The sequence below is a fragment of the Aeromonas sp. FDAARGOS 1411 genome, from assembly GCF_019047125.1.
GTDB lineage: Bacteria > Pseudomonadota > Gammaproteobacteria > Enterobacterales > Aeromonadaceae > Aeromonas > Aeromonas veronii.
In genome coordinates this window covers 2,434,560-2,458,894 of sequence record NZ_CP077214.1, presented here as the reverse complement: position 1 = coordinate 2,458,894, position 24,335 = coordinate 2,434,560, and the positions used below count along the sequence as shown (strand labels likewise).

Genomic DNA, 24,335 nt, shown 5'->3' with positions numbered 1-24,335 from the left:
AAAGGGATGCCTCGGCATCCCTTTTTACTGCACGTCTGACATGGTTATCGCCTCAAGATCAACTACTCGCTGCCGCCCTGTACGCCGGTGACACGCACCTCTACCCGGCGATCTGGCCCAAGGCAGTCGATGAGCGCCGCCTTTGCCTTGATGGCATCACACTGGTTGCCGGTGACCGGATTACTCGCGCCATTGCCCTGGATGCTCACCTTGTCGGCAGGCAACCCTTTGCTGATCAGAAAGTCGGCAACGGTTTGGGCCCGAGCTTCTGACAACCTCTGATTGTTGGCATCCGAGCCGATGCGGTCGGTATACCCCATCACCACCGCACTGCCATCCTTGGGCTGCACGTCGACGATCTGCTGGTAGAGATCGTCCAGCGCACTCATCCCCTCCTGTTTGAGGTCCGCTTTGCCAAAGGCGAACAGTACATCGGAACTGAGGTTGAAGGTCTGATCCACCACCTCCGGTTCGGCCGGTGGCGGGGGAACCACGACCGGGGCGGGCGTGGGGGCTGCTTCTTTGGGTTGGCTGCGGTTCGGGTGGATCACCAGCTCCAGCGTGGCGGTGCTGATGTCGCTGACCCAGCGCTGGGTACCGCTGTTGGCTTTGCCGTTATCCGGATCATCGCCAACGCGCACTATGTAACGGTAGCGTGCCTGCAGATCGACCCAGTCATGGAGCCGGGCCGTCACTCCCAGGCCTGCCAGCGGCGCCAGGTTGTCGTCCCCGCCATTGACCGACTCGACGTGATAGATATAGCCACCGCCCTCGGCAAAGAGCGAGAACATCTCGCTGAGCGGCAGGCGGCCAATGACTGACAGCGTGGCTCCCTTGCTGTTGAAGTCGTGGCCGCTGATATCCCAGTCACCGGTGGAGAGATAGCCAATCTCGGCCCCCAGATTTTCCGTGAAGTTGTAGCCGCCAAACAGGGAGAGCGCAGTCGCATCCTTGCCGACATCCTGACTGAAATCATTCAGATTGTGGGCAATGGCCCAGCCACCGCCAATCCCGGCATACCAGTCGTGAACCGGTTCCGCTTGTGCGCCTGTGCTCGCCAATGCCAGTGCAATCCACACAGGTTTTACTCTTATGTTCATCGCGTATCCTCGTCGATGTTTGGTGTAGTGGGGTGCCTGCTGGTCAAACCCCACACTTATGTATAGGTGACGGGCTGTTTTTAACCACCAAAGAGGTATGGGGGGGCGACACGCCGTGAACTAGGGCGCGAGACGGGAAGAGGAAGGGGGCAAAAGAGGGTTACAAGGTGGGTGAAATAAGCGGCAAGAAAAAGGAGGCCAGGTGGCCTCCTTGTTATGTCGGACTGCAGGATTACTGTTGTACTTGCTGCACGCCGGTGACGCGTACTTCTACACGGCGATCCGGCGCCAGGCAGGAGATCAGCTGAGCCTTGCCCTTGACGCTGTTGCACTGGGTGCCGGTGACCGGATTGGCTTCACCGCGACCTTCGATGGCAACTTTGCCAGCCGGCAGACCTTTGCCAACCAGGAAGTCGGCTACGGTACGGGCACGCGCTTCGGAGAGTTTCAGGTTGTAGGCGTCAGAGCCGATACGGTCGGTGTAACCGACGACCACGGCGCTGCCATCTTTCGGCTGAACATCAACGATCTGCTGATACAGCGTATTCAGCGCTGCGACACCTTCTGGCTTGAGGGTGGATTTGCCAAAGGCAAACAGCACGTCAGAGCTCAGGGCAAAGTTCTTGTCGACCAGTACCGGCTCGGGAACCGGCTCAGGCGCAGGGGCGGCAACCGGGGCAACATAAGAGGTGCGATTCGGGTGCATCACCAGCTCCAGGGTCGCGACGCTCATGTCGCTCTCCCAGGTTTTCTGCTCGTCACCCAGATTCCACAGATAGCGGTAGCGTGCCTGCACATCGATAAGGTCGGAGAGCTTGGCAGTCAGACCCAGACCCGCCAGCGGCGCAGTGCCGTTGTCGCTGTTGCCATTGCCGTTGACGTGGTTGAAGTAGGCACCACCTTCAGCAAACACCGAGAAGATGTCGCCCAGCGGCAGGCGGGCGATACCGGAGAGGGTGGCACCCTGGGTTTTGAAATCGGCACCGTCCACGCCCGCTTTACCGGCGTAGAGGTAGCCCAGTTCAGCTGCGTAGTAGTCGTTGAAGTTGTAACCGCCGAACAGGCTCAGCGCGGTGGCGTCTTTGTCTGTATCCAGACCTTGTACATCGTCAAGGTTGTGAGCATATGCCCAACCTGCACCAACACCGGTGTACCAGTCATCGGCAGCCTGAGCTGTGGTACCTGCGGCGGCGAGCGCCAGTGCAATCAGGGTAGGAGCCATTTTGAGTTTCATCGGTTTATCCTCGTTGTGTTAGCCCATGTCGGGCAATGCACTTGTTTTTATTGCTGCGAAAAATCGCCAGCAAAGTGGATAGCGAAGGCTTTGGACTCTCATGATGCATTGGCGTCATGGACAACAGACCGGACAAGAAGCGCTTTTTAGTGCTTATCCAATACCTTACAGGCGCAACTACTTTATGCTTTCGAGACGAGGCAGGCAAGGGCAGGGAGGCGGGAGTGAGGGATGCAAGCGAGAACTAGACAAACAAAAAGGGATGCCGCAGCATCCCTTTTTTTCGCACTATCTGAACGAGGTCAGATTATTGCTGAACTTCTTGTACGCCAGATACGCGAACTTCTACGCGACGATCCGGAGCCAGGCAGGAGATCAGTTGAGCTTTAGCAGTTACGCCGTTGCACTTGGTGCCGGTAACCGGGTTGGCTTCGCCACGACCTTCAATGGCAACTTTGCTGGCAGCCATACCTTTGCTCACCAGGAAGTTGGCAACGGTACGGGCACGGGCTTCAGACAGCTTCTGGTTGTAAGCGTCGGAACCGATACGGTCGGTGTAACCAACAACAACAGCGTTGCCATCTTTCGGCTGGAACTCAACGATTTGCTGATACAGACCGTTCAGGGCTGCAACGCCTTCCGGCTTCAGGGTGTCTTTGCCGAAGGCAAACAGCACGTCTGAGTTCAGGGCGAAGTTCTTCTCTACAACTTGCGGAGCAGGAGCCGGAGCTTCTTCAACTACCGGAGCAGCTACCGGAGCTACGTAGGAAGTACGGAACGGGTGGTATACCGCTTCCAGAGTAGCGATGCTCTGGTTGGCTTTGTAACGCTCACCGTTGGCGTGCAGGTCAGCCACGTCCCACATGTAGCGGTAGCGAGCTTGCAGATCCAGCGCGTCATTTACCTTGTAAGTCACACCAGCACCGGCCAGCGGGGAAACTTTAGTGTCGCTGGTGCCCAGACCATCGGTGTGACCCCAGTAGGCGCCGCCTTCAGCGAACAGGGAGAAGTCGTTGCCAACCGGCATACGGGCGATACCGGACAGGGTGGCACCCTGGCTCTCGTAACGGTTGCCGTCGGTGTTGCCACGACCGGTGTACTGGTAGCCCAGTTCGGTACCGAAGTTCTCGGTGAAGTTGTAACCCATGAAGGCGTTGGCAGCAGCCGCGTCTTCCTGGCCTACATTGGTGCTTTCCAGCTTGTTCAGGCCGTTGAAGTGAGTAGCACCGACACCGGCACCGAAGTAGATGTCGTCAGCGGCGTGAGCAGCGGTAGCACCCAGAGCAGCCATGGCGATGGCGATCATGGAAGGAGCCATTTTCATCATAAAAAAATCCTCGTTGAGATCGCACGTTATTCACGTGCTTCACACTTTGTAATTTATGTAAGCTGCAGGCTCCGCCGTACGGCTGGCGTCGAGTCTGGCAGATGACCCGGCAGAACCGGGTTGCACACTCTCCTGGTGTGTCGAGTGCGCTGGCATGGCACGCAATGCGTGAGAAACCACTGCCAGGCAACTGATGTCATTCCGATGACGAGGCGCACTCTATGCCGATTTTAAAACATGATCAAGCTCACAAATGAGCCTTGTGGCAAATTGTGTCGTTCCCTTAACTGGCTGTTTATTTTGATTAATTAGTGATCCAGATAGGCCCTGTGCAGTTTCTTCTCCAGCTTCATATAAGCCTGAACCCAGTCGCTATGCGGGTTGGCTGGATTCGCTCTGGCGGCAAAGACCGCGAGGTAATCAGCCTGGGTTGCGCTCTGCAGCAGAGGGGTAAATGTCATCAAGAAATGTCGGGCCAGATAGGGGTCAAGGGGCCAGATGTTGAGGATGGCGCGAGCCACAGGCTGAACCGCAGCTGAACAGATGAAATGGCGGTGTCCCGCCTCCAGCCAGTCGGCCATCTCGCACATGCCTGATTCGGGCACCAGACCACCATCACCCGGGGTGGTTGCCAGCGCAATTGTCTGACCATTTACCGTGATGAGCTGCTCATTGTTATGCAGGGAGCCGTCGTGGCTGCGCAAGGCCAGCTCCGGGCATGCCTGTTCAAGAAACAGGCTGCAGCTCTCCGGCAGGGCGGCCAGCAGCTCGCTGGCGTGGCTGGACATCAAGGCCGGAAGCCAGAATGCTTCGGCGCGATATTGTTCACCTTGCAGGCGCTGTTGTGCCAGTTCTTCTGTGTTGGATACGGGGTGCAGGCGAGAGATAATGCCGGGAAACGCCATACTTATTCCTCTTAATGGGTATCCGGCGGATTATACGAGTTATTGGGGGGGCCACAATAAAGGTTTCTTTTCGAGACTGTTTACCTGAGGCGGCTGAGCGATTACCATCCCCCCTTGAAGGCAAGGGTTGTCGCCGAAAGGCGCTCATAAGATAGAGGCTCGACCATAACGAGTCCGAACAAAACTGATACACTTGACTACGAGTCGTCGCGAAAAATAAAAGGCGGAGTAAATCCGCCAAACGGAGTATGGAACATTATGAATTCAAATATCGTCACTGTTGGCAAGAAGATCCGTCAGATCCGTGAAGCGGTCGGTTTGAGCCGTCCGAAGTTTGCAGATTTGCTGGGTGTTCCTCCCACCACGCTGAAAAACTACGAGCTGGGTTACCGTGAAGTTGGGGGCGCCTTCCTGGTTGCCCTGGCGCACCACCCGGATCTGCACAAGTTCACTCTCTGGCTGCTGGCAGACAAGAAAGTCGCCGAAATCGGCCAGATTGGCCCGGATGACCTCGCCAAGGCGTGATCATCGATGTGAATAGAAATGCCGCCTTCGGGCGGTATTTTTTTGGGTTGCCGATCGATATTTTGATCTAACACGCTTTGAATTATCCATGCAGGCCAACGAGAATAAGCGGCCCCGAAAAGTGGGCCCCTGGTGGTATCTGGCCACCTGAACACTATTACATTCAGGATGATATGAGCAATCGTATGGAGTATGGGTATGAGCAGTAATGAGTTGGATAAACGCTATGGCCTGATGACTGCCATTGCGATGGTGGTCGGCGTGGTGATCGGCTCCGGTGTCTTCTTCAAGGCCGATGATGTACTGCGTCTGACTGGCGGTAATCTGGCCATTGCGCTGCTGGCATGGGCGCTGGGAGCGTTTTCGATGATCTTCGGCGCGCTGGTGTTTGCCGAGTTTGCCCAGCGGATCGAAAAGTCCAACGGTATCGTCGATTATGCCGAAGCGGCATACGGCAAAATGTTTGGTTATCTGGTGGGGTGGTTCAAAGGCGTACTCTATTACGCCCCTCTTTCCGCCATCCTTGCCTGGGTCGCCGCTCTGTACACCATGATCTTGCTCGGTAGTGATAATCCGACCAACTCTGGTGCGACCTGGATACTGGCGGCTGTCTATATGACGGTCACCTATCTGATCAACTTCTACACCCCGGTCCTGGCGGGCAAGCTGCAAGTGGGTTCTACCCTGATCAAGTTGATCCCGCTGATCCTGGTTGCCATTGTGGGCACCATTTCAGGCTTGCTCAATGGTGTCACCGTGACCAACTTTGTGCAGGCAATGGATGGGATAGGAAGCACCGGAGGCACTCTGGCTACGGCCGTGGTTGCCACCGCCTTCGCTTATGAGGGGTGGATTGCCGCCGTGACCATCAACAGCGAAATTCGCGATTCCAAGAAGAATCTGCCCAGAGCGCTGGTGATTGGCACCCTGATCGTCTTTGTGGTCTATGTCACCTATTTTCTGGGGATCGCCAGCGTCTTGCCGACGGACGAGATAGTGGCGCAAGGGGATAACGCGGTAAATCTCGCGACAACCAGCCTGTTTGGCGGGACTGCCTCGACCATTTTGACCGTGTTCGTGATTATCTCCTGCCTCGGCACCCTCAATGGTCTGGTGTTGGCGACCATGCGCATTCCCTACTCGCTGGCGATCCGCAATCAGGGGCCAGCCCCCAAGTGGATGAGCCGTATCGAACCGCATCACCACATGCCAATCAACTCGGCCCTCGCGGCAGCGCTGTTGTCGGTGATCTACTCAGTGCTGTGGTACTGCAGCATCAACGAGACATTCGGTCGTTACATCGCCCTGGACGAGATGCCGATCGTGCTGATTTATGGCCTCTATCTGTTCCTCTATTTCTGGTACATGCGCACCTTTACCGAGTTGGGCTGGATAAAGCGGTTTGTGATCCCGACCTGCGCCACCCTGGGCGCGCTCATCATTCTGTATGGCGGTATCACCAATCCCAGTCTGGGACTCTATCTGCTGGTCTCTGTGGGGGTGATTCTGCTCGGGTTGCTCTTCTACCGTAAGGAGTAACCGGGTAAGTGAGTTGAAAAAAAAAGCGCCGAATGGCGCTTTTTTCATGTGTAAACCGCTGCATGTCGACAACTAACTGCCCAGCAACCCGAGGCGGCCCAGTTCATCCTTGAGCTGATCGAGATTGCGCTCGACGCAGGCTTCCCCCTCGTTGATGGCATCGCTGGCGCGATGAAAATCCATGATGGAGAAGCTGCCAAGGCGCGGGCAGAGCTGGATCTCCGGCGGGTCACCTGCCATCCGGGCGCGGGTGATCCGCTCCTGCATGATGTTGATGGAGCCACTCATCACGCTCCACAGACCCGGAGTGGCTGGCGCGGTTTCACCGCGATTGAGCCACTGGCTGAGCAGGCCGCCGCTGCCGGGTTGATCCGGCTCGTCGGTCCAGGGTTGGTGCATATCGGTGTTGAGGTTGACCGCAATCACCACCTCGGCCCCCATGGCGCGAGCCAGCGAGATGGGCACCGGATTGACCACGGCACCATCCACCAGCCAGCGGTCGTTGACCCGGGTCGGAGTTAGGATCCCCGGCATGCCGCAGGAGGCGCGCACTGACTGGCGCAGCGGGCCTTGTTGCAGCCAGATCTCGCGGCCGGTATCGAGTTCGGTCGCCACGCAGGCGAAGGGGATGGGCAGACTCTCCAGCTCGGGATCCCCGAGATGGTTGGCGGCAATGCCAAACACCTTTTCGCCGCGAAAGAGGCCGCCGGAGAGGGCCGGGTCGAGCAGGCTCACCACCTGCAGGCGGGTAAAGCCGCGTACCCAGCTCTCCAGTCTGTCCAGCTCGCCAGCGGCATAGGCGGCGCCGACAAAACTGCCGATGGAGCAGCCGGCGATGAGATCGGGCTTGATGCCGAGTCGTTCAAGAGCGCGGATGACGCCGATATGGGCCCATCCTCTGGCGGCACCGCTCCCCAGAGCGAGCCCTACGCGGGGTTTTCGTGGCACGAAGTGACTCCTGAAAAGTGTGGAGGGCCCAGCTTACTCTGTGAGCTGGGCCTCGTCACCCTGCCATCTTTCCGAGCGGTTGCGGCCATTGCCTTTGGCCTGATAGAGCGCCACATCGGCACGGCGGATCGCCTCGTGCAGCGGGATGGAATCTGCGTGGGGGTGGTAACCGAGGCTGATGGTGACGGCCAGCTCGGGCACTATGCTGCGCCACTCATAACCCTCGACCGCGAGACGCAGCTGTTCGGCCAGCGCTGCGAGACGTGCCTCATCACAGCGGGCGGCCAGCAGCAGAAACTCCTCGCCACCCCAACGGATCAGGCAATCCGACGGGCCCAGCTGCTGCTGGCAGATCTGCACCAGCCGGATCAGCACGATATCACCCACTCCGTGGCCGAAGCGGTCGTTGACCCGTTTGAAGTGATCCGCATCGAACAGGATCACTCCGATAGGCATCTGTTTTGCCAGCTGGCCAAGCTGCTCCTGCTGGGTCAGATAGTAGCGGTTGAAGGCGCCGGTTAGCGCATCGTGACAGGAGAGATAGTTGAGCTGCAGATTGAGGCGGCGGGCCCTCAGGTAGGAGATGGCAGCCAGCAGCATGAAGAGGATGGCGAGCAGGGTCGGTGCCGACTGGCAGATCAGCGCAACGAGCAGCTCAAACAGGGGGATGCGATGCACCAGCCGCAGCGGTGTGTCGCTCAGTGCCTGGGTGAGCTGAAAGCCCCCCTGATGCCAGCGGTACTCATCGTCCGGCTCCAGACTCTGCTGGGGATGCGGGTCAGAGTCGCTGCAGGCCAGCACCTGATCGTACTGATTGATAAGCAGGTAACCACCGAGCTTTGGGGTGAGCGCCTGCAACTGCTGGTGGAGCCGCGAGAGCAGCACATCCATGCTGATGACCCCCACCAGCGTTGATCCCTGGTAGAGGGGTTGCGACATGGTGATCATGGTGCCCAGTCCGGCAAAGTCCTCATAGGGGCGCGAGAGAATGGTAGAGCGGCTCGGATTGGGGGTCGCCTGCGCATCCAGCCAGTAGGATTTGTCATACATGGTGTTGGTAAACCGGTACTGGCTGGAGGGGCGCCATGGGTAGAGGTAGACAAAGTTGTCCGCACCGGTGAAGTAGACCCATGCGATCTCCTTGCCAAGGCGCTGGCTGGCGGTAGAGAGCAGGGGTGAGAGACTCAGGGCCAGATGAATGCGAGCTTCCCGCTCGCTGCCGCGAGGGGGCAGGGGGCCCAGTCCGGTGAGGTTGCCGACCAGCCCGGCGGGCAGGTCGGCAGGCGGCTGGTCGAGCGCCAGCCCCTCAGGCCGCTCCTCGATATGGCGATAGAGCTGGCGAGTCAGTACCGATTGGGGATCGCTGCGCAGTCGCTCTTCGGCCTGACCGCGCATCGCTTCCAGAAAGATCTCGGTCTGCTTGAACTGATCGCGCAGGCGAATGGCGCTGTTGGCCGTATCGCTGAGATAAAGCTCTTCAATCTGTTTCAGGGATTGCTGCAGGGTCAGACCAACCAGCAGGATGACAAAGGCAAAGAGCAGCCAGGTCAGGCGTGAGAGGAAACGTCGGTCAGACACATTTGGCATAGGCAATTTGGCTATTTTTGCGAAGAAAACTGTCGCTAGTGTATGCGACTCTGCTGAAAAAGGGATCGAAAAGGCATGATTGCAGTGATCTGGCGCCACTCCTGTTACGTTTTGTCACATTTATACATAGTCACGGCATAGTCTGGGGCTAAAATGGCCCCCAATCAGATTTCCCCCTCTCAACTCTTCATGGATTGTTCGATGAAAATGCGTATCTGGCTGGGCCTCGGCCTGCTCTCTCTGGTGTCAGCCATCTGGTGGGCTGTTGGCCACTTTCAACCGGCAGCCAAGGCCCCGACCCGCGAGATCAATATTCGCACCCAGACCGTCAAGCAGAGTCTGGCCGAACCGACCCTCAAGCTGGTGGGCAAGCTGGAGGCCAACCGCTCCGTCGTTATCAGTCCCGAGGTGACCGGCCGCATCGTCACCATCGCCGTGAAGTCCGGGCAGGGCGTCGCCAAAGGGGAGACCCTTATCGCCCTCGACAACGGCAAGCAGCGCGCCGAGCTGGCCGAGCAGAGTGCCAGCCTGCGCGATGAGCACCGCAAGCTTAACGAGATGCGCAAGCTGGTCGCCCGTGGCGCCGTCACCCAGTCGGTGCTGGAGGGGCAGGAGGCCACCGTCGATCAGGTGCAGGCGCGCGTCGATGCCGCCCGCTACGAGCTCTCCCTGCGTAACTTGCAGGCGCCGTTTGCCGGCACTGTCAGCCTGATTGATCTGAGCGAAGGGGCGCTGGTCAATAGTGGCGATACCCTGCTGCACCTCGACGATATCGACACCCTGCGCCTCGATCTGGCGGTGCCGGAGCGCTACCTCGCCCTGCTGCGCCCCGGCATGGCGGTAACGGCGACCAGCGCTGCCTGGCCGGATCAGCACTTCAACGGCACCCTCACCACCCTCGACAGCCGCATCTCCAACGAGACCCAGAACATCAAGGCGCGGGTCGAGCTGCCCAACCACAACGGCCAGCTGCGCCCGGGCATGCTGCTCAACGTCGAGCTCTCGCTCCCCTCCCGCCAGCTCACCCTTATTCCTGCCCAGTCGGTGGAGTATGCCGGCGAGCAGCGCTTCGTTTACCGCCTCGAGGCCGATGGCCGGGTCAAGCGGGTGCCGGTGGTGCTCGGCGAGACCGAGGGGGAGACCGTCTGGGTCACCGAGGGGCTGAAAGTCGGCGATCGCATCGTGGTCGAGGGGCTGGTCAATCTGCGTGATGGCGCCAAAGTCCGCGATCTGGCGGAGGTAAACGGCTGATGTGGCTCTCCGATATCTCAGTACGCCGCCCGCTGGTGGCGGTGGTGCTCAGCGCCCTGCTCACCGTGTTCGGTCTGGTCGCCTTCAGCAAGTTGACGGTGCGGGAGATGCCCGATGTGCAGACCCCGTCGGTCACCATCACCACCACCTATGAGGGGGCCGCGCCGGCGGTGATGGAGAGCCAGGTCACCAAACCCATCGAGGATCAGCTCTCCGGCATCAGCGGCATCAAGAACATCAACTCGGTGACCCGCAAGGGGCGCTCGATGATCACGGTGGAGTTCAAGCTCGGCTGGAACATGGTGGAGGGGGTCTCCGATGTGCGCGATGCCCTGACCCGCGCCAAGAGCAAGCTGCCGGAGGATGCCGATGACCCGCTGGTGACCAAGGATAGCGGCAGCGGCGATGTGGCGGTCTGGCTTAACTTCAGCAGCAGCCAGATGGATCGCACCGCCATGACCGATTACGCCAACCGGGTGCTGGTCGACCCCCTGAGTCTGGTGGACGGGGTGAGCGAAGTGGAGCTCTCCGGCGATCTCACCCAGGTGATGTATGTGCGGCTGCGCCCGGCTGATATGGCGGCGCGCGGTGTGACGGTGGCGGATGTGCAGGATGCCCTCAAGCGCGAGAACATCGAGCTGCCGGGCGGCGAGATCCGCAACAACTCCATGACCATGTCGGTGCAGATTGCCCGGCTCTACCACACGGCTGAAGATTTCCAGCAGTTGCAGGTGCGCACCGCCGCCAATGGCCAGAGCGTCTATCTCTCCGACATCGCCGATGTGGAGGTGGGGGCCAAGAACGAAGACAGCGCCTACCAGCGCAATGGCCGCGAGAGTCTGGGGATCGGTATCGTCGCCCAGTCCACCGCCAACCCGCTGGCGGTGGCGCAGGGGGTGGAGAAGAAGCTGGTGGAGATGCAGCGCTTCCTGCCGGAGGGGGCCAAGCTGGAGGTCGATTACGACTCCACCATCTTTATCAAGCAGGCCATCGACGAGGTATATGAAACCCTGGCCATCTGCGCCGTGCTGGTCGTGGCTGTGCTCTACCTGTTCCTCGGTCAGGGGCGTACCACCCTTATTCCGGCCATCACGGTGCCCGTGTCGCTGATTTCTGCCTTTATCGGCGCCTGGTATCTCGGTTTTTCCATCAACCTCATCACCCTGCTGGCGCTTATTCTCGCCATCGGTCTGGTGGTGGATGACGCCATCGTGGTGGTGGAGAACATTCACCACCATCTGCAACGGGGTGAGCCCCCCCTGCTGGCGGCCTGGCACGGCACCCGCGAGGTGGGCTTTGCGGTCATCGCCACCACTGCGGTGTTGGTGATGGTCTTTATCCCCATCGCCTTTATGGATGGCATGGTGGGCCGACTCTTTACCGAGTTTGCCATTCTGCTCTCTTTGGCGGTGCTCTGCTCCTCACTGGTGGCGCTGACCCTCACGCCGGCCATGGGCTCCTGGCTGATGCGCCCGCTCGACAAGCCGAATCGGCTGACGGCGGCCCTCGATCGCGGCCTTGGCTGGGTGGAGGGGCACTATCGCCGCCTGTTGCAGGGGCTGCTGCGCCGCTCGCGCTGGACGCCGCTGGCGCTGCTGCTCTGTCTCGCCGGTATCGGTGCCCTCTTTACCCAGCTGCCGAGCAGCCTCACCCCGACTGAGGATCGTGGGGTGGTCTTTGTCTTCGTCAAGGGGGCGGAGGGGACCAGCATCGAGCGGATGAAGCGCAACATGCAGCAGGTGGAGTCCGCCATCATGCCGATGCTGGGCAAGGGGGTGGTCAAGGCGATGAGCTTCAGTACCCCCGCCTTTGGCCGCGGCGGCGATCAGACCGGCATGGTGATCATCCAGCTCACCGACTGGGCTGAGCGCGACATCACTGCCACCCAGTTCTCCCGCTCGCTCGGGGTCAAGCTCGCCGGCATTCCCGACGTAATGATCCGCACCTTCCAGCCGGGCTTTCGGGGCGGCTCCACCGCCGCGGTGCAGTTCGTGCTGCAGGGCAACGACTATGCCGAGCTCTACCAGCAGGGGTTGGAGCTGCAAAAAGCGGCGCAGGCGAGCGGCCTGATGATAAGCCCGGATCTCGACTACGCCGAGAAGACCCCGGAGCTGCAGGTGACCGTCTCGCGCGACAGCGCCAGCCAGCTCGGCATTCCGGTCTCCACCGTTGCCAGCACTTTGCAGGCGATGCTGGGTGGGGTGAGCAAGACCACCTATGTGGACAGGGGCGAGGAGTATGACGTTTACCTGCGCGCCAACCAGAAGGAGTTCAACGGCATCTCCGATCTCGGCCGCATCTACCTGAAGGCGGCCAATGGCGAGATGGTGAGTCTCTCGACGCTGGCGACGGTCAAGCAGGTGGCAACCGCCAACCGCCTCAACCACTACCAGCGCCAGAAGGCGGTGACCCTGACCGCTGACGTGGCACCGGATCACACTCTGGGCGAGGCGCTCGACTTCCTCGATGGCTGGGCCAACGAGCATCTGCCGAGCGGCATGACGGTCGATTACGCCGGTGACTCCAAGGATTACCGCGACAATCAGGGGGAGATGGCGATGGTCTTTGGCCTCGCCCTGCTGGTGGTCTATCTGGTGCTGGTGGCCCAGTTCGAGAGCACCCTCACCCCGACCGTGGTGATGATGACGGTGCCGCTCGGCATCTTCGGCGGCTTGCTCGGCCTCTGGCTTACGGGGCAGGAGATGAGCATCTACAGCCAGATCGGCATGATCATGCTGATCGGCATGGTGACCAAGAACGGCATCCTCATCGTCGAGTTCATCAACCAGCTGCGCCAGCGCGGGGAGGGGTTCGAGGAGGCGATCATCGCAGGCTCGGTGCGCCGTCTGCGCCCGATCCTGATGACCTCGCTCACCGCCATTATCGGCGCGGTGCCGCTGATGCTCTCCATGGGGGCGGGCTACGAGAGCCGGATGGCAGTGGGCACAGTCGTCTTCTTCGGTCTGTCGCTGGCAACATTGGTCACCCTGCTGGTAGTGCCCGCCACCTACCACCTGATCGCCCGCCACGCCGGCATGACCGGGCAGCGGGATCAGCAGGTAGACGAAGCGCTGGCCGCCAAATTGACCGCCAAAGGGGAGGGGGACGAACAGACCCCGGCCCACTGACGGCTGCCGTCAGGGTGAGTGTTGCCAACAAGGGCGCCCTTGCTTTTGGCCGATTGCAGGCAGAGTGGTTGGCTGAATTGAGGAACAAGCCCTTATCCCGCGCGAACTCTGGGGGCAAAAAGCCATCGCCCCCCTTGGCCGCAACCGGTATAATGCGCGACCCGAATTGTTCCAGGTGGTTAAAATGCAGCCGGTTACCAACCTTTTCTCCTATCCCCGCTATTGGGCCGAGTGCTACGGCACGGCGCCCTTCCTGCCCATGTCCCGCAAAGAGATGGACAAGCTGGGTTGGGACAGCTGCGACGTCATTCTGGTGACGGGGGATGCCTACGTGGATCACCCGAGCTTCGGCATGGCGGTGATTGGCCGCATGCTGGAGGCGCAGGGCTTTCGGGTCGGCATCATCGCCCAGCCGGACTGGTCATCGAAGGATGACTTTATGCGTCTGGGCAAACCGAACCTCTTTTTCGGGGTGACCGCGGGCAACATGGACTCCATGATCAACCGCTACACCTCCGATAAAAAGCTGCGTCACGACGACGCCTACACCCCGGGGGATGTGGGCGGCAAGCGGCCGGATCGCGCCACTCTGGTCTATACCCAGCGCTGTAAAGAAGCCTTCAAGGAGGTCCCCGTCGTTATCGGCGGCATCGAGGCTTCCTTACGCCGTATCGCCCACTACGACTACTGGTCCGAGACCATCCGCCGCTCCATCCTGCTCGATGCCAAGGCCGATATCCTCATCTACGGCAACGCCGAGCGGCCGCTGGTGGAAGTGGCTCACCGCATCGCAGCGGGGGAGACCATCGAGACCATGCAGGATATTCGCGGCACCGCCGTTATCCGCAAGGAGCCGCTGCCGGGTTGGAAAGGGGTGGATTCGAGCAAGCTCGACCAGATTGGCCGCATCGATCCCATCCCCAACCCCTATATGGAAGGGGCGCCCTGCGCCGATGACGCCAGCGACGCGGCACCGGCCGCGCAGGAGGCCAAACCCGTGCTGGTGCAGCCGGCCAAGCCCAAGCCGTGGGAGCTGACCTACGTGAAGCTGCCCGCCTATGAGCGGGTCAAAGAGGACAAGGTGCTCTACGCCCACGCCTCGCGCATTCTGCACCACGAGACCAACCCCGGCTGTGCCCGCGCCCTGGCGCAGGCTCACGGCGATCGCATCGTCTGGGTCAACCCGCCCGCCTTCCCGCTCGAAACCGAGGAGATGGACGGCGTCTTCGGCCTGCCCTACCAGCGGGTGCCGCACCCGGCCTATGGCAAGGAGAAAATCCCCGCCTTCGACATGATCAAGACCTCGGTCAACATCATGCGCGGCTGCTTTGGCGGCTGCTCCTTCTGCTCCATCACCGAGCACGAAGGGCGCATCATCCAGAGCCGCTCGGAAGAGTCGATCCTCAAAGAAATCGAAGATATCCGCGACAAGGTGCCGGGCTTTACCGGCGTCATCTCGGATCTCGGCGGCCCCACCGCCAACATGTACAAGCTGCGCTGCAAGAGCCCCAAAGCCGAGCAGACCTGCCGTCGCGCCTCCTGTGTCTGGCCCACCATCTGCCCGCACATGGACACCGACCACAGCCCGACCATCAACCTCTATCGCAAGGCGCGTGACCTCAAGGGGATCAAGAAGATCCTCATCGCCTCCGGCGTGCGTTACGACATCGCGGTCGAAGATCCCCGCTATATCAAGGAGTTGGCCAAGTACCACGTCGGCGGCTACCTCAAGATCGCGCCGGAACATACCGAGGAGGGGCCGCTCTCCAAGATGATGAAGCCGGGCATGGGCAGCTACTACCAGTTCAAGGAGCTGTTCGACAAATACTCCAAAGAGGCGGGCAAGCAGCAGTACCTGATCCCCTACTTCATCTCCGCCCACCCGGGCACCACAGATGAAGACATGGTCAATCTGGCGCTCTGGGTCAAAGAGAACCGCTTCAAGCTCGATCAGGTGCAGAACTTCTACCCGTCGCCGCTCGCCAACGCCACCACCATGTATTACACGGAGAAAAACCCGTTAAACAAGGTGAGCCGCGAGGGGGGCGATGTCTTTGTCGCCAAGGGCGAGCGCCGTCGCCGCCTGCACAAGGCGCTGCTGCGCTACCACGACCCTGCTGGCTGGCCGATGATCCGCGAAGCCCTGCTCGCCATGGGCAAGGGCCACCTGATTGGCAATGGCCCCGGCTGTCTGGTGCCGGCGGAAGGTCGCAACGAGCGCGCCGCCAGCGGCAAGGGGATGAAACCGGCCCTGACTCGCCACAGTAACATTGCCCATCAGCGTGGCAATGGCACAGGCAACAAGCCGACGGGCGGCAAGCCGGTGGGCTCCCAGCTGCACAAAGGCGCGGCTAACGGCAAACCGGCCGCACAGGGCGAAGGCAAGAGTGCGGGCCAGAATGCGGGTAAAAGCAAACCTGCCGGAAAACCCGCCCATAAGGGTAAAACCCCGACCCGCGCAGGCTCTGCCAAGCCGGGGGCCAAACCCGCCGCTCAGGGCAGCAAGCCTGCGGCAAAAGGGAATAGTGCCAAGAGACCGGCGCGGTAATATTTCATGACTGGAAAGTGATAGAAATTAAAAAGGCGACCGGATGGTTAATGCCAGTCAGTTAAGCTCTTTTATGACTAAATATTCGAGATATTGAATATAAAAAGTAGCTCCATGATTAAGGAGTCAAGTTGGCTCCAACCCTTGGCCTGACTGGCATGCAATAAAAAGAGGGAGGCATCATGCCTCCCTCACTCGTTAGCCCTTATACCCCGCGGGTTGGGACTCAAATTCTCTTAACTGACTTGCATTACGACCGGATGGTCGCCTTTTTTGTTTTATGGTGATCTGCAGCAAAACTGCAAAACTAAATATAACTATATTTAAAAGGGGGTGAAATTATAACACCATATTATATTTTACATCCCCATCCCAAAGTCATTTGTTGGAGTGTTATCTGGTTCAGATGAATCGAGTCGTGCATAAATATCACTGTTGATTTTTATAGGTTCAAGACTAAGTTCAAGTTCTGGACTTAGGGTTGTTTGTGCAACAATAAGATACTTAACCCCTCCATTATTGCCAAGAAACCCTTTAACTTCGTTTACTAAGGTTTGATCAAAATCCAATTCATAGCCTTGAAAATAGCGGTTTGTTAAGCAGTATGAAAAACGTTCGCAATAAGGATAGATATCTCTGTTATTTTTATCGATAGTTAACAAATGTCGAGTCGGTAGAGTTAATGAAAATGCGAAATTTTGATTGCTTATATTTTTCACATCATAAAGCACTGTTCGATGAAAGGAGGAGTTATTACAGTACTTTTCTAACTGCAACATATCTAGCGCTTCAAATTTTGATTTTGTGTCATCGAGAGAGTCGTGATAAATACGCTTTGCTTCTAGAAAAGCTACGCCCTCCAAGATCTTGGAATCATCAAAATGCAATTGAACGAGAACACCAATGTCACCATGTTTCTGTTCAATCCCTTGCTCCTTTGTATTTTTATATATATCCCAATGACACTTTGTATTCTTACCAATTATTTTATCTTTCTCAATTGTTACTGTTGAGTGTTCATCTCTTAACGCTCTTAAAAGAGATCTAGTCAGATGGTCTTCATCTTTCCAGTCACGAGGATAGCATTTACCAAGTGCATTACTAACGGTATTGTCAACAGCTTTGTGCCAATCAAATCTTGAAATATAATTTTCCATTTTTCAAATTCCAGTTAAGCATGTCTTTGGAAAGATATATGCCCCATATTTTTGTCTGAAAACGAGCAATTTGTGCTCTGGTGTGAAGGGGGAGTAAAGCTATGCAGAGTTGTTAGCCTTTTCCTTCGTTAAGTAATTTTTCCTTGTCAGGCAATGGTGGGTTGAAGCTTTCAGTGGCGTATTGTAGTTGTGGCTTTTGGGGATTCGTCGGTTGAGGTGGGGGAGGAGGGGTTTGAGTTTGGTTGGTAGTTTTTTTATTGTCGGGCTCGGACATAGCGTTATTCCTTTCGTGGATAAAAAATTGTGATTTAGCTACAAAGGTGCCAAGATCGTTAAGTTTATTTGCTAGAGGAGATGATTCACTAAATGAAGTTGATACTTTGCGTGGAGATGATGCATCCATATCCTGAACCACAAATAACAAGGCTGATGCTCCAAATGGTATTACCGCACAAAGGATATAAAACAGCGCTCGCCTAATTAGATATCTTCGCGTTTCATTTAAAGCGTAATTATGATCAATGCACTGGCTCATAGCCTCGCTTACGAATGACTCAAATCTTGATTCGTGATCTGGTAAGGGAACATTAAGATTGTAGGTGGAATTATAATTCTGAGTTGCTTCCGTATCGGCTCTGAGTTTTTGGTCATATTCATACATTTCTTTGGCTTTTGGAAGCATTGCATATGTGTGCCCTGTAAGGGCCCTCCATGTTGCATGAGCTGAAAATAACAGTAAAGCCACGGTTGTGATAATGCCGACATAAAAAAAAGATAGATATATGCATGGGGTTGAGTAATCAACCATTCTGGCCATATATGCAAGCATCGCAATCGCACTTGCATAAATAGCATAGTTAAGCTGTAGCCTAGCAAAAATTCGATCTCTAGTATCTAGCTCGTGAAAGTAGAGCTCTGAAAAAGTCGTTCCAATAGTCCCCATATCATTCTCTTGGTATCATTAACATTTGTATAGTGTGCGATAATGTATTATCGCCCCAGAGCATCTTTTATATTTGGCTTCGCTCAACCGCAACCTACAATTGGGTAGGTTAAAAATTGGGACACCCACCTTTCTGAGCAAGGCGTAACGCTACCAAATCCCACGCTACCGCCCGTGGATTACAGCTTCCAATATGCTTCCTTGGCCTGCGCTGGCAGTAACCCATCGCAGCTCAACAGGTTCTGAATGGCTATGGTAAGCTAAAGGAAACTGTCTGAGCGAGCCTTAAAATGCTGTAACCATCAGAATCTCATCGTTTTTTGAACTGGATCAGCAAATGGATTTGAAAGAAAAGATGGGACACCCACCTTTCTGAGCAAGGTATAACGCCTCTGAATTCCACGCTACCGCCCGTGGATTACAGCTTCCAATATGCTCCCCTGATCCGCGCTGGCAGCAACCCATCGCAGCTCAACGGGTTCTGGATGGCTATGGTAAGCCAAACGAAACTGCTTGGGCGAGCCTTTCAGTGGCTCAACTATCAGAAATTAATCGTTTTTTGAGCTTGATCAGCAAATGGAGCCGGAAGGCGGCTTTATAGCCATATTCATCTCTGGCAAGCAGGGAAGGGGAGTGAATAGGGGCGACCTGCTGGTCGCCCCTTGTTATTGCCATATCCGGCGCGTGAAGGGTTAGCCGTTATAGCCGTAGCAGCGTTTGAGCTCCTCGAAATCGTAGTAGTGGCTGCCGCTCTGGTAGGGCTGGCAGCCCGTCTTAAAGGCGATCTCCTTTTCGTTGTAGAGCATCTTGACCAGCACCTGCCGCTGCCCGTTCTGGTAGATATCCCACTGAATATTGGCGGTATAGGGGGAGACCCAGCCGCCGCGCCACTCGTTGTTCTGCTGGCTGAACAGCTGATCCGGGCTGGCCCCCTGACGGCTCCCTTCCAGCTTCATCAGGGCGGCGAGGGGGATGATGGCTTCGGCGTGGGCAAAGCGCAGGGTGGCTCGTCGGCTCTGCTCACCCTCCACTACCTGACGTTGCACCTCGCCAAACAGGCCGTCGAGCAGCGGCTGGGCAATGGCGTAGGGGGCGCTCTGGTTGGCAAAGCTCGGCCCCTTCTCGTAGAAATCTTCCGCATCAGAGAGGTAGGAGAACCAGGCAGACTCTTCCGGGGTGAGGAACTGCTCCAGCGCCCAGGGTTCGCTGCCCTGTGCCTGCGCTTCGCGGATCATGCCGGGGCCGATGATAAAGAGGTTGTAGAGCATCAGCGCGGCATCCACCTCGTCGTGCACATAGGTCATGCCGCCATCTTCCGGGTTGACGGCGACAAACTCGACGCCACCCGCCAGATAGTCGACAAAGCCCTTGCTGTAGATACGCTCCAGCATGCTGCGGGCCATCTCTTTGGTCTTGCTCAGGTTTTTAAGCTGATCCAGCGCCCTGGCCAGCTCGGGGGCCGGGGCGATTGCGGCATCTTCGTCGCCGATAAAGCGCTGGTAGCTCTCATAGGCGGGCAGGTAGCGGGCGTAATCCCCCTCGGGCGTGGTCTTGTGGAAGTAGAGCTCGAACTTGTTGACCAGCATTTTGTCGATCTTCGAGGGGTCATCCTGCGTGAGGTAGCACTGCGCCGAGTCGCTGACATAGCTCACGTCGCGCTTGAGGCTCTCCATAAAGTAGAAGGCGCTTTCGTTGGCCCTGTCCTTGCCCGAGGTGACCACCTTGATGCAGTGGGGCTCGCTGCTGTTGAGCAGGGTCGGCAGCCGTGCCGCCAGTCGGGTGGCGAGATTGGCGTGCTCCTCCTTGCCCAGCGCCGAGAGCAGGCCATAACCCAGTTTCTGGTTGGCGGCCGTCACCAGATCGACCTTGCCTCCCAGCCCCTGCCCGAGGGTAGTAAGCGCCCCCTGACGCTGCGCCTCTTCCCAGACCAGCTTGGTCAGCACGTCATATTTCGGGCTGGAGAGGGAGCGCGAGCCGTGGCGCGCCACCATCTCGGTAAAGACCGGGCTGAACCCCTGGGGCGCTGGCTCGTAACTCTCCTCCTGCTGCTGCGGGCTGTAGACCGCTTTGGTGCTGTATTGGTAGGCGGTTTTGCCCTGGCTGTCGGCAGACGATTCGTTCTCTGACTGGCAGCCGCCAAGCAAGACCAGCGAGACGGCCAAAGCCACATAAGAAGAGCGCGGGAAAGTCATGATGTTCCTTATCTATCCATATGAAAAATAAGTGAAAAACTCTATGACTTGAAAATGACCGCGGGATGTCAGCCAGATGACAGGCTGATGACTTCTGATAAAGCAGTAAGCAAGGGGGAGAGAGGATGGCTATAGGGAGGGCAATAGAGGCTCAACCAACCACTGCGCCTGTCACGGCAGAGTGGTCAGTGAGCGTTGTTGGGATGGTGCCCTATTGCCTTACCTCCTGCCCCGCCATCTTGATCCAAAGGGGGAGGCCAATTGAAGATTGCCAATTAAAGGTTGCTTAATACCACGCCAATAATGCATCGAACATGCGGGTATGAGTCACTTGCAGGTTTGCCGCTTTGGCAGAAATGGCTGCGCTATAGAGCTGGACGCCGGGTTCGTTATGACTCTGCACCAGATAGTTTTTATGGCGACAGGTCCCGTAGAGGGAGAGGCTTTTTCTCGCACTGTGGCCGAGAAACAGCACCCCACCAAGGCCGATCATCAGGCCACATATATCCAGCAGATTGATATCGATCTGATTGACGGCGTGCAGGGCAAATTGTGCCTCGGCCTGCTGCGCGAATTCATAGAGTGACACTGCAACCATGGCGCCGCAGAGCAGCAGTTTGAGGCGGGCTAGGCTGGTGAGTTTGGTCTGCATCACGTCCGGCGAGATAAAATAGAGATTCTCCAGATGCCGTCTCTGCTCCTTGATAAGGATCCCGCGCACATTGACATCAACCTCGACCTGGGTTGATTCGCGATAGACCAGCCCCTGTTTTTCCCACTCGTCCGCCAGCATGGCAACCAGCACCGGATAGACGACAATGGCCAGGCCGCAATAAATCGGCAGCGCATGATATCCGCTGGACATCAGTCCAACTGACAATATTGCGAATATATAGGGCGACAAGGCTTTGAGTGCAATTGATGATTTCATCGTTATACATCCATAAATAACGCGTTTTATAAGTGCCGATAGTGCACAGGCAATAGTGGCCGCACCAATAAGCTGCGGCCAAATAGAGCGTTGGTCAGCGGTAATTCATTCCGGCAAATAGCCTGAAATAGTCCCTTTGCTCGGCAACAGGGACAAGAGCGCCATAGTAAGCCAAACGAGGCCACTCTGACAGTGACCCGGATGACATAAATCTGTGTGCCGCCGTCGAAATGAAATCATATTTTGTCGCTACTCCGGTTCCTCTATGCAAAAAGCCCCGAGAGCAGAGCTTTCGGGGAAGAGGAAAAACATCGACAAGGAATTACAAAGGCATTGGGGTCACACCTGAACCGGATCAGGCATCGACATAGAGCACCTGGCCGCTAATAAAGCCATCGACGGAGCGCTCAAACGCCTTGCCGACCAGAGCTCCCGGCACCGGCTGGAAGCCAGGCATCATCTCGCCATATACGTCCCACGCCTCTTCCAGTACGGTCGGGTTGACCACATTGATGCGAATGCCACGGGGCAGCTCGTGGGCCACGCACTGGACAAAGGTATCGATGGCGCCGCTGGTGGTGGCATCGGCAATGGCCAGCGGGATCGGCTTGATATTGAGGATGCCGGAGATCAGGGTGAAGGAGCCCCCCTGATTGATGTAGTTGAGGCCGATATTGACCAGATTGATCTGCCCCATTAGCTTGCTCTGGATGGTGGTTTGCCACTGCTCGTCGCTCATCTCGCCAAAGGGGGCGTATTCGCAAAATCCTGCGGTATTGACCACCGCATCGAAGGAGCCCACGTTTTGGTAGAGTCGCTCGATGGATTCTCTGCTGGTGATATCCACCTGAAAATCACATCCCTCGCCGGAGCGGCTGGCGGTGATCACCTTGTGCTTGCCCAGACCACTGAGGGCGGCTTGCCCCATTTTCCCCTGAGCACCAATCAGAATGACAGTTTTCATCGTTAACCTCGCTTTGCTGGAAGAGCTGCAAGGTTAGAGAGCCACTGATACAATGTAAATCATGGGTGATTTGTATGTGATACAACTGAAATTGGTGAGGTAAGGGTGGAAAAGATCGATATCAGGCAGATGCGGGTGCTGGTGCTGCTGGTGAGATACAAGAGTGTGTCGCGGGTGGCCGAGCTGCTGGAGATCTCCCAACAGGGGGTGAGCAGCCATTTGAAAAAGCTGCGCGATCTCTTTCCCGCCGAGCTCTTTATCCGCCAGAGCGCCGGGTTGCAGCCCACCGATTACGCCTGCGATCTGGCCGCCAGGTTCGAGCAGATCCTGGCCGATATCGACGGGGTCTTTGTGGCTGCCCCCTTCGACCCCGCCAGCAGCGAGCGCACCTTCAAGGTGATGGCGAACGAATATGCCCAGCTTGCCATTATCCCAAGGCTGGCAAGCGCTCTGCGCAGTCAGGCGCCCTCCATCCGGCTCGATGTGGTGGACTTTCAGACCGAGCTGCATCTGGAGACGCTGGCCAGCGGCGAGGTCGATCTGGTGATTGGTTTTGATGCCTATCTCGACCCGGGGTTGCTGCGCGCCACCTTGCGCCGGGATCACTACTGCTGCGTGCTGCGCCGCGACTCCCGATATCTTCCGGACAACGCCCCGCAGGATATGGCGGCCATCCCCTTTGTGCAGTTCGCCAACAGCGTCGGCAATTTCGAAGGGCAGATGAGCCCGCAGCAGGTTGCCAGCGCGGTGGTGGCAACGCTCCCCTGTTACACCTCGCTGCAGGCCTTTATGTCGGTCAATGACGTGGCGGCCTGCATTCCATCAGCTATCGCCGCCCTCGGGGATTTTCGTGTGCTGGAGCTGGCCGGGGCGCCCCAGCCGTTCGAGGTAGTGGTCGGCAGACACCGCAAAAGTCAGGGCAATCTCGCCATCGAGTGGCTGGCCGATGTAATCAAGTCGGTCAGCGCTCCAGCCATGCCCGGATAACGTCGCCGTTTGCACAGATCTGCACACGCCAGCCAGCGTGCTAACGGCAGGCTGGATCTGCGGGACAAATCCTGCGATGGTGCGGGCAGTTATCCGCTTGTCCCGTTATCGAGTGAAAAGGAGTTGAGATGCGCATTGCCATGATTGGTCTGGGGGATATTGCCCAAAAAGCCTATCTGCCGCTGCTGGCGAGCGATGAGCGGGTCACCCCGCTGCTCTGTACCCGCAATCCGGCGGTGCTGGAAAAGCTGGCCCGCCAGTATCGGGTCGCCGAGTGCTTTACCGATGTGGCTGCCATGCTGGCCAGCCGTCCCGATGCCGTGATGATCCACGCTGCCACCGCCGTTCACCGTGAGCTGGCCGAGCAGTGCCTGCGGGCAGGGATCCCCACCTTTGTCGACAAGCCCCTGTGCGACAATCTGGCCGAGGCAGAAGCGCTGGCCAATCTCGCCATCGCGCAAGATTGCGCCCTCTTTACCGGTTTTAACCGCCGCTATCTGCCCGCCATGGCCGAGGCCCGCGCCCAGCCGCTCACCGAGCTCAACTGGCAGAAACACCGCTTTGCCCTGCCGGGCAAGGCGCGGGATTTTATGTTCGATGACTTTATCCATGTGCTCGACAGCCTCTGCTTCTATGGCGGCGTGCCGGGCGGCGACTTTCATGCGGTATTGCGACCGGATACGAAGGACAAGAGTTTGTTGGCCGGGGTCAGCGTCAGCTGGCAGAGTGGCAATCGCGCCATCAGCGGCAGCATGAACCGCAGTGCCGGGATCACCGAGGAGCGCATCGATGCCTACGGCGACAACCTCTCCCTGCACCTTGAAAACTGCACCCGCGGCAGTATCGCCCGCGACAAGCAGGCGCAGATGCTTAGCCCCAACGACTGGCAACCGGTGCTGGCCCAGCGCGGCTTTGCCGCCATGCTGGAGCACTGGTATCAGCAGATTGAATCGGGCAAGGCGGATAGCGAGCTGATCGCCTCCTACCTGCACGGTCACCGGCTGGCGGAGCAGTTGGTGGCGCTTGCTGTTTAACGAATAGAGGTGGAACAATTACAACTACCATGCTG

At 57.7% G+C, this 24,335-nt stretch carries 18 protein-coding genes; 7 read left to right on the top strand and 11 right to left on the bottom strand.

From position 1 onward, the window contains the following. Positions 1–62 precede the first annotated feature (62 nt). The 4 genes from I6L41_RS10830 to I6L41_RS10815 form a co-directional block, all read right to left on the bottom strand. Positions 63–1,100, bottom strand: a complete 1,038-nt coding sequence (locus I6L41_RS10830; RefSeq protein WP_043818860.1) for an OmpA family protein — start codon at positions 1,098–1,100, stop codon at positions 63–65. A 232-nt stretch (positions 1,101–1,332) separates the two neighbouring features. Then, on the bottom strand, positions 1,333–2,334 hold the full coding sequence (gene ompA, locus I6L41_RS10825; protein ID WP_139405970.1) for a porin OmpA: 1,002 nt from the start codon (positions 2,332–2,334) through the stop codon (positions 1,333–1,335). 307 nt (positions 2,335–2,641) lie between these two features. Further along, the gene (gene ompA / locus I6L41_RS10820) at positions 2,642–3,661 is read right to left on the bottom strand and encodes a porin OmpA (RefSeq protein WP_013723997.1); all 1,020 of its coding nucleotides are present in this window, start codon (positions 3,659–3,661) and stop codon (positions 2,642–2,644) included. A 308-nt stretch (positions 3,662–3,969) separates the two neighbouring features. Beyond that, positions 3,970–4,566, bottom strand: a complete 597-nt coding sequence (locus tag I6L41_RS10815) for a hypothetical protein (protein WP_216958777.1) — start codon at positions 4,564–4,566, stop codon at positions 3,970–3,972. A gap of 258 nt (positions 4,567–4,824) precedes the next feature. Between I6L41_RS10815 and I6L41_RS10810 the strand changes: the two genes are divergently transcribed. Both I6L41_RS10810 and I6L41_RS10805 read left to right on the top strand, forming a co-directional pair. Then, a complete protein-coding gene (locus tag I6L41_RS10810) occupies positions 4,825–5,091 on the top strand; it encodes a DNA-binding transcriptional regulator (protein WP_005338367.1) in 267 nt (88 codons plus the stop codon). Between the two features lie 198 nt (positions 5,092–5,289). Further along, a complete protein-coding gene (locus I6L41_RS10805) occupies positions 5,290–6,630 on the top strand; it encodes an APC family permease (protein ID WP_216958774.1) in 1,341 nt (446 codons plus the stop codon). A 72-nt stretch (positions 6,631–6,702) separates the two neighbouring features. On the opposite strand, the gene I6L41_RS10800 is transcribed toward I6L41_RS10805, so the two are convergent. Next, a complete protein-coding gene (locus I6L41_RS10800; RefSeq protein WP_216958771.1) occupies positions 6,703–7,578 on the bottom strand; it encodes a patatin-like phospholipase family protein in 876 nt (291 codons plus the stop codon). Between the two features lie 33 nt (positions 7,579–7,611). Then, positions 7,612–9,165, bottom strand: a complete 1,554-nt coding sequence (locus tag I6L41_RS10795) for a sensor domain-containing diguanylate cyclase (protein WP_216958768.1) — start codon at positions 9,163–9,165, stop codon at positions 7,612–7,614. Between the two features lie 201 nt (positions 9,166–9,366). Between I6L41_RS10795 and I6L41_RS10790 the strand changes: the two genes are divergently transcribed. The 3 genes from I6L41_RS10790 (at position 9,367) to I6L41_RS10780 (ending at position 16,092) form a co-directional block, all read left to right on the top strand. Then, positions 9,367–10,416, top strand: coding sequence for an efflux RND transporter periplasmic adaptor subunit (locus I6L41_RS10790; protein ID WP_216958765.1), 1,050 nt, complete (start codon positions 9,367–9,369; stop codon positions 10,414–10,416). Next, complete coding sequence (locus I6L41_RS10785; protein WP_216958762.1) at positions 10,416–13,544, top strand: efflux RND transporter permease subunit; 3,129 nt, start codon at positions 10,416–10,418, stop codon at positions 13,542–13,544. The genes I6L41_RS10790 and I6L41_RS10785 overlap by 1 nt, the downstream gene beginning before the upstream one ends. A 184-nt stretch (positions 13,545–13,728) precedes the next feature. Further along, a complete protein-coding gene (locus I6L41_RS10780) occupies positions 13,729–16,092 on the top strand; it encodes a YgiQ family radical SAM protein (RefSeq protein WP_216958758.1) in 2,364 nt (787 codons plus the stop codon). Positions 16,093–16,451: 359 nt separating this feature from the next. On the opposite strand, the gene I6L41_RS10775 is transcribed toward I6L41_RS10780, so the two are convergent. The 5 genes from I6L41_RS10775 to I6L41_RS10755 all read right to left on the bottom strand — a co-directional run bounded on the left by I6L41_RS10775 (position 16,452) and on the right by I6L41_RS10755 (position 22,279). Further along, positions 16,452–17,249, bottom strand: a complete 798-nt coding sequence (locus tag I6L41_RS10775) for a hypothetical protein (RefSeq protein WP_216958754.1) — start codon at positions 17,247–17,249, stop codon at positions 16,452–16,454. A gap of 112 nt (positions 17,250–17,361) precedes the next feature. After that, a complete protein-coding gene (locus I6L41_RS10770; protein WP_216958751.1) occupies positions 17,362–18,192 on the bottom strand; it encodes a hypothetical protein in 831 nt (276 codons plus the stop codon). A 692-nt stretch (positions 18,193–18,884) separates the two neighbouring features. Further along, positions 18,885–20,384, bottom strand: coding sequence for a histidine-type phosphatase (locus I6L41_RS10765; RefSeq protein ID WP_216958748.1), 1,500 nt, complete (start codon positions 20,382–20,384; stop codon positions 18,885–18,887). 286 nt (positions 20,385–20,670) lie between these two features. Then, the gene (locus I6L41_RS10760) at positions 20,671–21,249 is read right to left on the bottom strand and encodes a hypothetical protein (protein ID WP_254203303.1); all 579 of its coding nucleotides are present in this window, start codon (positions 21,247–21,249) and stop codon (positions 20,671–20,673) included. Positions 21,250–21,670: 421 nt separating this feature from the next. Then, on the bottom strand, positions 21,671–22,279 hold the full coding sequence (locus I6L41_RS10755) for a short chain dehydrogenase (protein ID WP_005347588.1): 609 nt from the start codon (positions 22,277–22,279) through the stop codon (positions 21,671–21,673). 105 nt (positions 22,280–22,384) lie between these two features. On the opposite strand from I6L41_RS10755, the gene I6L41_RS10750 reads away from it, so the two are divergent. Next, the gene (locus I6L41_RS10750; protein WP_216958742.1) at positions 22,385–23,266 is read left to right on the top strand and encodes a LysR family transcriptional regulator; all 882 of its coding nucleotides are present in this window, start codon (positions 22,385–22,387) and stop codon (positions 23,264–23,266) included. A gap of 128 nt (positions 23,267–23,394) precedes the next feature. Beyond that, positions 23,395–24,300 carry a Gfo/Idh/MocA family protein gene (locus I6L41_RS10745; RefSeq protein WP_216958739.1) on the top strand — a complete coding sequence of 302 codons (906 nt, stop codon included), beginning with the start codon at positions 23,395–23,397 and terminating at the stop codon, positions 24,298–24,300. The last annotated feature ends 35 nt before the right edge of the window (positions 24,301–24,335 follow it).